This window comes from Bradyrhizobium oropedii (genome assembly GCF_020889685.1).
Lineage (GTDB): Bacteria > Pseudomonadota > Alphaproteobacteria > Rhizobiales > Xanthobacteraceae > Bradyrhizobium > Bradyrhizobium oropedii.
This window is the reverse complement of record NZ_JACMYO010000003.1, coordinates 1-13,052: the sequence shown is the minus strand read 5'-3', so window position 1 is coordinate 13,052 and position 13,052 is coordinate 1. Positions and strand designations below refer to the sequence as shown.

Sequence of the window (13,052 nt, the reverse complement as noted above, 5' to 3'; positions counted from 1 at the left end):
ATGCTCCGACCCGCCCATTTTGCTGCTATATCCGCTCTGTGCACGTTGGCTTCCGTGGGGAATCTTTTCCCGGCCGCGGCCCAGGATCGCCGCGTGCCGTCCTCGCAGGCCGAGCTTCAGCTATCCTATGCGCCGATCGTGCAGCGGGTGCAGCCGGCGGTGGTCAACGTCTATGCCGCCAAGACGGTGCAGAACCGCAATCCGTTCCTGGATGACCCGATTTTCCGCCGCTTCTTCGGTGTGCCGGGGCAGCAGCCCGAGCAGATGCAGCGCTCGCTCGGCTCCGGTGTGATGGTCGACGGCTCCGGCCTTGTGGTCACAAACAATCACGTGATCGAAGGCGCCGACCAGGTGAAGGTCTCGCTCTCCGACAAGCGTGAATTCGAGGCCGAGATCGTGCTGAAGGATAGCCGCACCGACCTCGCGGTGCTGCGCCTGAAGGGCACCAACAAGGAAAAATTCACAACGCTCGATTTCGCCAATTCCGACCAGTTGCAGGTCGGCGACGTCGTGCTTGCGATCGGTAATCCGTTCGGCGTCGGCCAGACCGTGACGCACGGCATCATCTCCGCCCTGGCGCGGACTCAAGTCGGGATCACGGATTATCAATTCTTCATTCAGACCGACGCCGCGATCAATCCCGGCAACTCGGGCGGTGCGCTGGTCGACATGACCGGCCGGCTCGCCGGCATCAACACCGCGATCTTCTCGCGCTCCGGCGGCTCGCAGGGCATCGGCTTTGCGATCCCGGCCAACATGGTGCGCGTGGTGGTGGCCTCCGCCAAGAGTGGCGGCAAGAATGTGAAGCGGCCATGGCTCGGCGCGCGGCTGCAGGCGGTCACGCCGGAGATCGCGGAGACGCTCGGGCTCAAGCTGCCGACCGGTGCGCTGGTCGCCAATGTCGCGCCGAACAGCCCCGCGGCGAAGGCCGGGCTCAAGCTCTCCGACCTGATCATCGGGATCGACGGCACGCCGGTCGACGATCCCAACGCGTTCGACTACCGCTTCGCGACCCGTCCGCTCGGCGGCAGCGCGGAGGTCGAGGTGCAGCGCGCCGGCAAGCCGGTGAAGCTCACCGTGCCGCTGGAGACCGCGCCCGATACCAACCGCGACGAGATCGTGCTGACCGCGCGCTCGCCGTTCCAGGGCGCCCGGGTCGCCAACATCTCGCCGGCGCTGGCCGATGAGCTGCATCTCGACGCCGGCGCCGAGGGTGTCGTCGTCACCGAGCTCGCCGATGACGGCACCGCCGCCAATGTCGGCTTCCAGAAAGGCGACATCATCTTGGCGGTCAACAATGAGAAGATCGCGCGGACCAACGATCTCGACAAGGCCTCGAAGGCGGGGTCGCGGGTCTGGCGCATCACGCTGGTGCGCGGCGGTCAGCAGATCAACGTGACGCTCGGCGGATGAGCCCAAAGCAACCGCGTGAGGCCAGCAACCTCTTTGCCGCGGCGGGGATGGAGCAGGACGCGCCACACCCGCTGCCGGACCGGCTGCGCCCGCGCACGCTGGCCGACGTCGTTGGCCAGGATCACATCCTCGGGCCCGACGGCGCGCTGACCCGCATGCTGGAGACGCGCACGTTGGGCTCGCTGGTGTTCTGGGGGCCGCCCGGTACCGGCAAGACCACCGTGGCGCGGCTGCTGGCGGATGCGACCGAGCTGCATTTCGAGCAGATCTCGGCGGTGTTCTCCGGCGTCGCCGACCTCAAGAAGGCGTTCGATGCCGCGCGTGCTCGCCGCGAAACCGGCAAGGGCACGCTGCTGTTCGTCGACGAGGTGCATCGTTTCAATCGCGCGCAGCAGGATTCCTTCCTGCCGGTGATGGAGGATGGCACGGTGGTGCTGGTCGGCGCCACCACGGAGAACCCGTCCTTCGAGCTCAACGCGGCGCTGCTGTCGCGCGCCCGCGTGCTGGTGTTTCACTCGCTCGACACGGCCGCGATCGAACGGCTGTTTGCCAATGCCGAGAAGATCGAGGGCAAGAACCTGCCGCTCGATGCGGAGGCGCGTGCCGTGCTGGTGCGGATGGCCGATGGTGACGGCCGCGCCTCGCTGACATTGGCCGAAGAGGTCTGGCGCGCCGCGCGCAAGGGCGAGGTGTTCAATGCCGAACAGTTGCAGGCCATCCTGCAACGCCGTGCGCCGATCTACGACAAGTCGGCCGACGGCCACTACAATTTGATCTCGGCGCTGCACAAGTCGGTGCGCGGCTCCGATCCGGATGCAGCATTGTATTATCTCGCGCGGATGCTCGATGCCGGCGAGGATCCGCTGTTCCTGGCGCGGCGCGTGGTGCGCATGGCGGTCGAGGATATCGGTCTGGCCGATCCGCAGGCGCTGGCGGTCTGCAACGCCGCCAAGGATGCCTATGATTTCCTGGGCTCGCCGGAGGGGGAGCTCGCTATCGCGCAAGCCGTGGTCTATCTCGCCACCGCGCCGAAATCGAATGCGGTCTATATGGCGTTTGGTGCGGCGATGCAGACCGCAAAGCAGGGCGGCTCGCTGCTGCCGCCAAAACACATCCTGAATTCACCGACCAAGCTGATGAAGTCGGAGGGCTACGGCTCCGGCTACCAATATGATCACGACGCGCCCGACGCGTTCTCCGGCCAGGACTATTTCCCGGAAGCGCTGGGTCGCCAGACCTTTTACGATCCGCCTGATCGCGGCTTCGAGCGCGAGATCCGCAAGCGGCTGGATTACTGGAACAGGCTGCGTAAGGAGCGCGGCGGGAGCTAGAGCGAGATGAAATCAGGCCGTGGACTCATTAGCGCGCAGCGTTGCGAGCGCGGTAGAGATACGGACTGAAGCAGATCGGATCGCTGCGATTGCTTTTCGGCGGGATGTTGGCCCACGGCGCTCGACGTACGGCCGCTATCCCCGTTGAGCGCATCCGCTTATGATCGGCCACATGGATATAGCTGGCTTCGACCTCAACTTGATGAAGGCCTTTGACGCGCTGTACGCGGAGCGTCACGTGACGCGCGCCGGATCGCGGATCGGCCTCAGCCAGTCGGCGATGAGCGGAGCACTCACGCGCTTGCGAGAGCTTCTTGGGGATGAGCTCTTCGTGCGAACGCCTTCAGGCATGCAGCCGACGCCCCGCGCCCATGACCTTGCAGGTCCCGTCTCGGATGCGCTCCGGCTGCTCCGGAGCGCGCTACAGGCCGATAGCTTCGACCCCGCGACGGCGGACAATACCGTCACGCTCGCGATGACCGACTATGCGGCGTTCGTCTTGTTGCCGCCGCTCATGGCCCGCCTCAGCGTCGATGCCCCGCACATCAACGTGCGCGTTTGCGGAATGTTCGGACGAGACGAAGCTATCACGCTACTCGACAGCGGCGAGGCGAACCTCGCGATCGGCTTCCCCGTCGAGACGTCAGCGCGTATTATCAGCAGCCCGCTGTTTTTTGAGAGTTTCGCCTGCGTCGTGCGGGAGGGACACCCGGCGTTCGCCGATGGTCCAAGCCTCAAGGCTTTCGCAGCGGCGTCGCATCTTCTGGTTTCTCCCGAAGGCGACCGCTCCGGGATCGTCGATCTAAGGCTTGCCGATCTCGGCCTCGAACGGCGCGTCGTGCTGAGCCTGCCGCAATTTCTGGCGGCACCCTTCGTGATCGCCGGAACCGATCTCATCGCGACGCTGGCCTCCCGGGTCGCACGCAGGTTCGCTGATACCGGAGCTGGAATAGCGATGTACGATCCGCCGCTCGAACTGCCCACCTGGCCGCTCAACTTGATGTGGCACCGGCGGGCGGATACGCATGGAGCTATCGCCTGGCTGCGCGGCATCATCACCAAAATCGCCGCCTCGGCTTGACGCCATCGGCGCGATCGATAGCGCCACATCAGGACTAGCGATTTCCATCCGCATTGCCGTTCCGCTTTGTTGGATTCACCGACATTGAAGAGGTGATCGACATGCGAGTTTTGGTAACAGGCGCGACCGGCTTGATCGGCGGTGCGGTAGCGCATCGATTGAAAGAGGGGGGTCATGAAATCGTGGGGCTCGCCCGGTCGGAAGCGAGCGCGGCCAAGCTGCTGGACCGAGGCTTCGCGGTGGAGATAGGTGAGCTTGCCGACCCGGCGAGCTTGGCCTCCGCGGTGCGGGGCGTGGACGCCGTCGTCCATGCCGCTTCGCCCAACGATCAGAACGCTGCGTCTCTCGATGAGATTGCGACGCGTGCAATCCTCGAAGCCCAGCGCGGAACGGGTAAGCGCTTCATCTATACCAGTGGCAGCTTGGTCTACGGCTCCACGGGCGACACGTCGGCGACCGAGGACACGCCACTCAACCCGGTCGAGATGGTTCGTTGGCGCCAGGCGCTGGAACGCGAGATCCTCGCTGCCGGAGCCGAGGGCGTCCGTCCGGTCGTTATCCGGCCTGCCTGGGTATATGGCAACCGGGGCGGCGCCGCGATGATGATGGTCGCAGCGGCCAAGGAACATGGCGCGGCGCTTCATGTCGGTGACGGTCAAAATCGCTGGTCGACCGTGCATGCCGACGACCTGGCCGATCTCTATGCACTCGCGCTCGAGCGGGCACCGGCGGGATCCGTCTTCAATGGCGCGCACGGTTCGGCGCCGCGGCTTGTCGAGATCGCACGCGCAGCGAGCGAGTTAGGCGGCGCCGGGGGCCGAGTGGCGGCATGGCCGCTCGACGAGGCGCGCAAGGTCCTCTGGGGCTTCGCCGATGCGATCGCCTCCGATCAGATCATCTCGGGCGAGAAGGCGAAGCGTGAACTCGGCTGGAATCCCTGGCGGGCATCGATCATCGACGAGTTGCGCGCATATGCGTTGGCGGTCGCTTAAGTCATGCACATGATATTCGTCAGGTTGCTTGCCGCTGCCTTCGCCAGTGCGGGTCTGTTCAATGCGATCGCGACATCGACGACGCGGAGCAACTTTGTTCGATGGGGGTATCCTGCGTGGTGGTGCCGAGTGACCGGGGGATTGGAAATATCGGCCGCAATCCTGGTCGCTATACCGGCAACCCGTGCAGCAGGTTTGATCCTCTGCGCCGTTATTCTCGCGGCGGCAGCTTTGACCATCCTGCGACATCGGGAGTTTTCCCATCTCGCACCGATCGGTTGCTTTGCCGCGTTGCTCTTGATGGCGATTCGGATGTCTTGAAAGATCGGTGGCTTCCGGGCACTTCCGGAAGCTGCCGGTCGGCTTGGAATGCCGAAGGAGAACGAGTCCCCTTGGGCTTCAACCGTCGTATGCAAAAGCCTTGGGGCGAGGAGCATTTGCGAAATTTCGGAATATTAGAAGAATATCCCTGAGTTGCCCGACGTGTCAAGTTGCTTGGTCGAACGCCGGCCGCCGGCTACTTTGCATGGGGTTGTTTTCGATATTTTGGCAACGCTCGCTGCGACGGCCCAAACTTGATACTGCTCCAGCGCGTCATTTGACGCTCTTCACGAAGTCCAGAATCTCACCCGTCAGCCGGGTATCCGGCGTGTTGATCGAATAGACCTCCGACATATGGCTGTGCTGCGGCAGCATGAAGCTGCGGGCGCAGCCGCTCGGCCGCTTGCAGGTGGCCTGCTTCAACAGCTCGAATTGCTCGACGAAGCGCGGCGGATCGAGCTCGGCCGCGGTGATCAGGAGCGGGATCGGGCTTCCGACCAGGCCTTGCAGCGAGGAGCGTTCGGCATAGCGCGAGGGGTCGGAGCCGTAATAGGCGAGCTCGGCGTCGCCGGCCGGCGAGGCGGTCAGGTCGTAGATGCCCGACGCCATGATCGCGCCGGCAAGACCGCCGCCCTTCACCTTGTGGAATTCGCGGTGGGAGACGTAGCTTGCGACATGGACCGCGCCGGCGGACTGGCCCATCAGGAAGATGCGTGCAGCGTCGCCGCCGCGGGAGGCGATGTTTTCCGAGACCCACTGCACGATCGCGCCCATGTCTTCCGCGCCTGCCGGCCACGGAAACGCCGGCGCCAGGCGGTAGGTGGCATTGACGCCGACGAAGCCGCTCTTTGCGGCCCACAGCATGACGTTGTCGTAGAACGGGCTGCCGGGGCCGTGCTTGTTGCCGGCCACAAGGCCGCCGCCATGGATATAGATCAGCACCGGCCGTGGCGGCGCCGCCGCGTCCGGCGTGAAGACGTCGAGCAGGTGGCGCTCGGCGGGGCCGTATTTGACGTCGCGCTCGACCTTGACGCCCTGGTAGGGCTCCTTCTGTTGCAGCGGTGCGTACAGCGCGGCCGTCTTGGGCGGGTCGATGACGCGGCCGAGTTCCAGGAGCTTCCAGGCCAGATCTTCCGGCATCGGGCTTTGCTGGGCCAGCGCCGGTCCGGAGAGCATCAGGGCCGCCGCCAAAGCCGATACCGCCAGTCTCATTCCAAAGCTCCCGTCGATTGCCGTGCGGCCCAAGATGGCCGGCGCCGCGCCGGATTCATACCGATTTCGCCGTGACGATTCGCGGCATTTGCGCTACCCACGGGCTTAACTTCGGAGTTGCAACCCCATGAGCCGCCGCGTCAAGAGACCTCTCCGCCCAGCGAGCGACCGCGCCAAAGGCGCGCGTCCCCATCGCGGCCCGGCCGCCGAGCGGGGGCCGGTGCATCGTGCGGGCGGCAAGTCAACAGCGGTGCGCCTTGGCGACAAGCAGCGGGCGCCCAAGCCATTCGTGCCCGAGCCGGAGAAGAGCGTCGCCGAACCGCCGCCGTTGCCGACCAAGGTGCAGACCGTGGTGGTGACGGCGGACGAGGACAACATGCGCGTCGACCGCTTTCTCGAGGCGCGTTTCCCAGGCCTGTCGTTTTCCCACATCCAGCGCATCGTTCGGAAAGGCGAGTTGCGCGTCAACGGCAAGCGTGCGGACAGCAAGGACCGGCTGGAAGAAGGGCAGAGCGTCCGCATTCCGCCGCTGCGGCTCGATACGCCGAAGGCGGCCACCAGCCTGTCTGAAGCGGCGAAGAAGACCCTCCAGGATCTCAAGGACATGATCCTGTTCGAGGACGCCGACGTGATGGTGCTGAACAAGCCCGCAGGTCTGGCGGTTCAGGGCGGCTCCGGTATCACGCGCAATGTCGACGACATGCTGGAGGTGATGCGCGACGCCAAGGGGCAGAAGCCGCGGCTGGTGCATCGGCTCGACCGCGAGACCTCGGGCTGCCTCCTGATCGCCAAGACGCGTTTCGCCGCCACCGCACTGACCGGCTCGTTCCGCCATCGCTCCGCGCGCAAGATCTACTGGGCGCTGGTCGCCGGCGTGCCGAAGCCGAAGCAGGGCCGGATCTCGACCTACCTCGCCAAGGAGGAGAGCGAGGAGGACAGCATCATGCGGATCGCCGAGCATGGTGACGAGGGCGCAAGCCACGCCGTAACCTATTACGCCGTGGTCGAGGCCTCGGCGACCAAGCTCGCCTGGGTCTCGCTCAAGCCGGTGACCGGCCGTACCCATCAATTGCGCGCCCACATGGCGCATATCGATCATGCCATCGTCGGCGATCCCAAATATTTCAACAAGGAAAACTGGCAGCTGCCCGGCGGCTTGCAGAACCGGCTGCATCTGCTCGCCCGCCGCATCGTGATTCCGCATCCGCGCGGCGGCGTGATCGATGTCAGCGCGCCGCTGCCGCCGCACATGCTGCAATCCTGGAATCTGCTGGGGCTCGAGGCCGACCGGTTCGATCCGATCGAGAACGCGCCGGAGGAGTGACGAGGCGGGCCGCGCCGCCTCAATATCCCTCGCACACAGCAAGAACGATCAAACCGCGCCACACAGAGCCTCTATGTTGCCGCGCGCCGGACCGTTGCCGGCATGCAATCCTGAAAGAGGCTGTCCATGACCGGGATCCGGCTACGCGTCGCGCTTGTCCTCATCGGCTTGGCCGTCACCTCGGCCGCGTCTGACGCCGAGACCGTGGTGCTCAAAGGCGGCACGCTTTACGCGTCGGCCGATGCGGCCGCGCTCCCTGATGCCGTGATCGTGATCTCCGACGGCGTCATCAGCGCGGTCGGCAAGTCCGGCGAGGTCTCGGTGCCCGCGGATGCGCGGGCGATCGATTGCAGCGGCAAGACCGTCGTTGCCGGGTTCTGGAACAGCCATGTGCATTTCACCGAACATGTCTGGCACAATACCGGCGCAGCGCCGGCCGCACCGCTGACGCAGCATATGCAGGAGATGCTGACGCGCTGGGGGTTCACCACGGTCTGGGACCTCGGCTCCGATCCAAGCAACACGCTGCCGCTGCGCAAGCGCATCGCCGCGGGCGAGGTCGCCGGTCCCACCATCCTGCTCGCCGGCAACATCTTCCCGAAGGGCGGGCATCCCGTCTACGTCCCGAGCGAGGTGCAGCTGCCCGAAGTCGCCACGCCCGAGGAGGCGACGAAATGGGCGCGCGACTGGCTCGCGATGGGCGAGGACGGCATCAAGCTGTTCACCGGCGCTTTCATGGGCGACAAGCCTGTCATCAACATGGACCCGGCGATTGCGAAGGCGGCCGTCGACGTCGCGCATGCGCAGGGCCGGCCGGTGTTCGCGCATCCGCAGAACAAGGTCGGCGTCGAGACGGTGATCGCATCCGATGTCGATGTGCTCGCCCACACCACGCCGAGCGAGCGCGCCTACACCGATGATCAGCTGGCACGTTGCAAGGCGCAGGGCACCGCGCTGATTCCGACGCTGGGGCTGTTCACCACAGTCGTGCTCGATCCGAATGTGACCAACCGTCTGATTGCTGCGACCGTCAACCAGCTCAAGCAGTTCTCTGACAACGGCGGCACCGTGCTGTTCGGCACCGATGTCGGCTTCACCACGCAATACGACACTACGCAGGAGGTTCAGCTGATGCACCGCGCGCTGTCGGAGCGACAGGTGCTGGCCTCGCTGACGACCAACCCGGCGCGGTTCTTCAAGGCTCCCAAGAAGGGCAAGGTGGAGCAGGGTTTCGATGCTGATCTCGTGGTGCTCGACGGCGATCCGCTCGCCGACGTCGGCAATCTCGCAAAGGTGAGCACCACGATCCGCGCGGGTCACGTGATCTATCAGAAGCCGTGACAGCCAGCCGGTGAGCGGCTTCCGTCGATCTATTTCGCAGGAAGTCGCAGTGTGGCGAGATCCGAGCCGACGATCGTCGTGCCGGTAAATCCGCCTGCCTCGGCGGCGGCGCGATAGTCCGCTTCGGTGAGCGGGCCGCCGGGGACCTTGTAGGGGCCGTGATGCGTTGCCCCGACCTGCGGCGCAAGGTGGGTCAGCATCAGGTATCTGGCGCCGGCGCGCTTTGCCATGGCGCCAAGGTCGGGGGCGAGGCTCTGGCGGTAGAAGACGGGCGGCGGCATGCCGCTGTCGCGTTCCGGACCCATCACCGGATGCATGGTCGAGTGCACAATCACGTCAGCGCCTTGGGCCAGCTTCTCGACCTGCGCTGACGTCGACGTCGGACGCGGCGGAGCCGCACTGTCATTGCTGGCATCGCCGCCGATCACGACGCTGCCGGCCGGCGTGTCGACGCGATAGGAGGCATGGCCTGCGATGTGGGTCGAGCGGATTGCGCTCACCCGGACCTCGCCCTTCGACCAGATCATTTGTGGCTCGTCCGTTGGCTCGAACGTAACGAGATGCACAATTCCGGCGGGGCCGCCCGCCAATCGCTTCCTGTCCTCTGAAACCCGCTGTGCGATTTCGCCGGATTGAAGAAAGGCGTCGCCGATATGTGCGACAAACTTGCCGCAGCTCAAGGTGAAGCCGAGCGGTGAGGGCGCATCGCTGCTGCAGACGACGTCGAGCGCGGTCCCGCCGGAACTCCAGTTCCAGCGCGCGAGCAGCAGGTCGACCAGGCCCTCGGTGTGATCCGAGTGCATATGCGTGAGGAAAACGGCGTCGATCTGGCCGGGATCGACGTTCAGTTGCGACAGCCGCAGTTCGGTGCCGCGGCCTGCATCGAACTGCAGCTTCAGCGTGCCGCAGTCCGCACTGTCGTCGCCGTAGCGCACAAGGGTGCCCGCGCCGGCGACGCCATTGATCAGGGCCGGCCCGCTCATCGTGCCGGTCAAGGTGACGAGCAGGCAAGGCGCTGATTGGGCGCGAAGCGGAACGAGCAGCCAGATCGCGGTCAGCAGGGCCGTCGGAAGAAAGAAGCGCCGCATGCTGCCGGCTCCGGTGTCGTTCCGATGATCGCGGAGACTGCCGAAGTTCGTGCTGCGCTACAAGCGCCCGACCCACCGCATCGAGACGTTGTGATCATGCGGGATGCACTGTCCTGATGCCGGATAAAATCTGACGTTGCGGCCGGACGAAACGAAATCCGCCGGCCTTTCGGGCCGGCGGATCGTTAAGTCGCGAGGTGTGGTCGTCAGTTGTTCCAGTTACCGCCCTGATCGTTGCCGTCGCCATCGCCGTGATGATGATGATGGCCGCCGCCGTCGAAGTCGAAGAAGTCGAAGAGATCGCTGAGCGCCGGGCTGTTGACCGGAACATAGGGATTGCCGGGCGCCGCAACCGGGTTCGGGAAGTTGTCGCGGCTGCGGTTGGTGATCGGCTCCAGGCGCCAGTTCCGCTCGATGAACTTGATGATCGAGACGTGATCGGCATATTCATGCGAGATGTGGCCCTGCCGCGCGAACGGCGACACCACGATCAGCGGAATACGGGTGCCGTCGCCGAAGTAATCCAGCGGCTGCACATAGCCCGAGTCGAAGTAGCCGCCACCTTCGTCGAAAGTGATGAAGATCGCGGTGTCCTTGGCGTAGTCCGAGGCCTGGACCTGATCGACGATCTTCTTCGCGAAGCCTTCGAACAGGTTGAGCTTGGACGACGACGGGTGACCGTCGGTGAAGCCGCTCGGCTTGACGATGGAGACCGCCGGCAGCGAGTGCTTGGAGAGGTCGGAGTACAGATCAACCGAGTCCTTGATGTGGGCTGCGACCTGCTCCGGGTGCGACATGATCGAGGTGTCGTACTGGAACGGATTGCAGATGTTGCAGTACTCGTCGGCGGTCGGGCCGGCGACACCCCAGTTGAGCTGGTAGGGATCGTTGACGTAGTTGTTCCACTGGTCGCCGTAATATTTCCAGGAGATGTTGCGCTCGTTCAGGCTGTCGCCGATGCTCTTGCGGGTCGACGGCGGGATCGTGAACGGCGTGTTGGACGGGTTGGTGTCGGTGTAGGCGTTCTTGCCGTTGCCGAAATAACCGGGATTGTAGTTGTTCAAGAGATAATAGTGGCCCGGCTCGCAATTCGCGTTGATCCGGATTCCCTTCAGATAGTCCAGGATCGGCTTGACGCCGGGCTGGGTCGCATCCGAGCAGTCGCTATAGGAGCCGCCGCCGGACACCGGGCTCGTCTGGTAAGGCGCCGGGAAGCCGCCATTGCCGCCGGCGCCGTAGCCGTCCTCGGTGTACCAGTTGTTGGTGCCCATTGCCGGATTCGGATTCTCGATTTCATGCACGATGCCGGCGTCGGGCGTACCGCCGAAGACCTGCGTGCCGTTCGGCGGGACCGCGGCGTTGCCGTAGGTGTCGCTGAAGTAGATCATGTCGGCATGACCGAGCATGATGTGGTTGGCACCGGTGCCGCCGTTGACGGACTGATGGAAGTTGTCGCTCATCGCGTATTTCTGCGCGAGCGAGGTGAAGTAGGGCACGTCACCCTTCTGCACATTGTAGAAGCCGAGTGCCGTCGAACCCTCGCCGGTGGTCGTTGCGGTCGGCGAGTACTGCGTGGAGAAGTTGGAGGGCTGCGCCGCGCCGTCTGCGCCGGCACCGACGGTCACTTCGACCCAGGCGAACAGGTTGGCGCCGCAACCCGACGGATTGTCGCGGCTGGCCGCCGAGTGGCTGCAGTTCAGCTGCTGCCACATCTGGTAGAAGCGATGCACCGGGCTTGCCGAATAGGCATCGTAGGGCATCGCATCGCCGTTGGTGAGCTGGAACGGACCGGCCGGCAGCGTGCCGACATTGCTGATGCGCTGGTCGGGGGTGTGCGAGGTCTGGCCGGTGCCGCCGGACAGGAGGAACTGGTAGTACTCGGACGGCAGGCCGGATTCAGACTGCTGCGCCAGCGCAAGCGACGCCTCGCAGGTGGTGATCGGCGAGCTGCCGCATTTGTTGGGGATGTAGGAGACCTTGGGGCCGCCGACCTGAGGAGCAGGCAATTGATCGTTCGGGAAGTTCTGCTTCGGCGGGCTCAGCAGGAACGCATCGGTCAGGCCGGTATCCGTCGCCGCCTGCTGATGCGCCTTCTCGAAGTTCGGCCCGGGGACCGCGTTCTTGTTGTGATCGAGCTTGACGATGCCCTGCGAGAGCAGGTTGAACACGCTCTGGTCGCGCCGTTCGGGCACGTAGGTCGCGAACACGTGGTCGAAGCTGCGGTTCTCGCCGACGATGACGATCACGTGCTTGATCGGCGTCCGGGTCTCGTGTCCACCGTGGTGATTCGAATCCTCCGCAAGCACCGGGCCGGCGGTGAATTGACCCAGCGCAAGTGCGCTGAGGGTGAGGCGGCATCCCTGCAGCCAACGTGACTTGTGCCTGTCGCGCATTAAAGCTCTCCTTTTTGCTCATTGAGCGGCTTGATGGAACTTGCAGTGTCTCTCGGCACGACCTTGATCCGCCCCATCATGCCGCCGTCCTCATGTTCGAGGACGTGGCAGTGGTAGACGAAGGTGCCGACGATGTTGGGATCGCGGAAATCCATGCGCAGGCGCACGCTCGGGTATTTCAGCATCCGCCCGTTGTAGTAGGGCACGTTGACGGTATCGCGCAGGAACGGCTCGTTGACGGCGACGCCGGACCAGTCGAGCAGCTGGAAGTGAAGCTGATGGATGTGGAAATCGTGCAGCTCCATCGAGCGGTTCTCGATGATCCAGTCCTCGACGTCGCCTTGCCTCACGGTGATGTCGGGAACGTCCGATTGTGGGTCGAACGGCTTCGGGGTGTTGCCGTCGAGGGTCATGAAGAACTTGGTCGGACTGTTGGGATCGTTCGGATTCTCCGGCTGTTCGGAGAAGAACAGCTTTCTGACGCGCACCGGTGCGACGTTGCCGACCCACGGTCGCTCCGGTCGCGGCGGCGGCTCCGCGTGCGCGGGCAATGCGG

At 64.8% G+C, this 13,052-nt stretch carries 11 protein-coding genes and 1 pseudogene; 7 read left to right on the top strand and 5 right to left on the bottom strand.

What is annotated here, in order from left to right; genetic code table 11:
* Both H8A95_RS01815 and H8A95_RS01810 read left to right on the top strand, forming a co-directional pair.
* Entirely contained in the window at positions 1-1,413 is a 1,413-nt protein-coding gene (locus tag H8A95_RS01815; protein WP_229181538.1) for a DegQ family serine endoprotease, read from the top strand.
* A complete protein-coding gene (locus H8A95_RS01810) occupies positions 1,410-2,744 on the top strand; it encodes a replication-associated recombination protein A (protein ID WP_229181537.1) in 1,335 nt (444 codons plus the stop codon). The genes H8A95_RS01815 and H8A95_RS01810 overlap by 4 nt, the downstream gene beginning before the upstream one ends.
* A 40-nt stretch (positions 2,745-2,784) precedes the next feature.
* Here H8A95_RS01810 and H8A95_RS01805 read toward each other — a convergent pair.
* Positions 2,785-2,862 (bottom strand): annotated as a pseudogene (locus tag H8A95_RS01805) (IS5/IS1182 family transposase); the annotation flags it as partial.
* A 42-nt stretch (positions 2,863-2,904) separates the two neighbouring features.
* Here H8A95_RS01805 and H8A95_RS01800 point away from each other — a divergent pair.
* The 3 genes from H8A95_RS01800 to H8A95_RS01790 are packed head-to-tail and all read left to right on the top strand — an operon-like array spanning position 2,905 to position 5,138.
* Positions 2,905-3,825 (top strand): LysR family transcriptional regulator, encoded by a 921-nt coding sequence (locus H8A95_RS01800; protein WP_229181536.1) that lies wholly within the window; start codon positions 2,905-2,907, stop codon positions 3,823-3,825.
* Between the two features lie 53 nt (positions 3,826-3,878).
* A complete protein-coding gene (locus tag H8A95_RS01795) occupies positions 3,879-4,817 on the top strand; it encodes an NAD-dependent epimerase/dehydratase family protein (protein WP_229181535.1) in 939 nt (312 codons plus the stop codon).
* 3 nt (positions 4,818-4,820) lie between these two features.
* Positions 4,821-5,138, top strand: coding sequence for a DoxX family protein (locus H8A95_RS01790; RefSeq protein WP_229181534.1), 318 nt, complete (start codon positions 4,821-4,823; stop codon positions 5,136-5,138).
* Between the two features lie 273 nt (positions 5,139-5,411).
* Here the strand turns inward: H8A95_RS01790 and H8A95_RS01785 are convergent, their stop codons facing one another.
* Complete coding sequence (locus tag H8A95_RS01785) at positions 5,412-6,350, bottom strand: alpha/beta hydrolase (RefSeq protein WP_229181533.1); 939 nt, start codon at positions 6,348-6,350, stop codon at positions 5,412-5,414.
* A gap of 127 nt (positions 6,351-6,477) precedes the next feature.
* Here H8A95_RS01785 and H8A95_RS01780 point away from each other — a divergent pair, with 127 nt between their 5' ends.
* Positions 6,478-7,674, top strand: coding sequence for an RluA family pseudouridine synthase (locus tag H8A95_RS01780; RefSeq protein WP_229181532.1), 1,197 nt, complete (start codon positions 6,478-6,480; stop codon positions 7,672-7,674).
* A 126-nt stretch (positions 7,675-7,800) separates the two neighbouring features.
* Positions 7,801-9,015, top strand: coding sequence for an amidohydrolase family protein (locus H8A95_RS01775; protein ID WP_229181531.1), 1,215 nt, complete (start codon positions 7,801-7,803; stop codon positions 9,013-9,015).
* 29 nt (positions 9,016-9,044) lie between these two features.
* Here H8A95_RS01775 and H8A95_RS01770 read toward each other — a convergent pair whose 3' ends face one another.
* The 3 genes from H8A95_RS01770 to H8A95_RS01760 form a co-directional block, all read right to left on the bottom strand.
* Positions 9,045-10,103 carry an MBL fold metallo-hydrolase gene (locus tag H8A95_RS01770; RefSeq protein WP_229181530.1) on the bottom strand — a complete coding sequence of 353 codons (1,059 nt, stop codon included), beginning with the start codon at positions 10,101-10,103 and terminating at the stop codon, positions 9,045-9,047.
* A gap of 206 nt (positions 10,104-10,309) precedes the next feature.
* Positions 10,310-12,496 (bottom strand): alkaline phosphatase family protein, encoded by a 2,187-nt coding sequence (locus H8A95_RS01765; protein ID WP_229181529.1) that lies wholly within the window; start codon positions 12,494-12,496, stop codon positions 10,310-10,312.
* A partial coding sequence (locus H8A95_RS01760) for a multicopper oxidase domain-containing protein (protein ID WP_229181528.1) occupies positions 12,496-13,052 on the bottom strand: 557 nt, incomplete at its 5' end. The genes H8A95_RS01760 and H8A95_RS01765, both read right to left, overlap by 1 nt.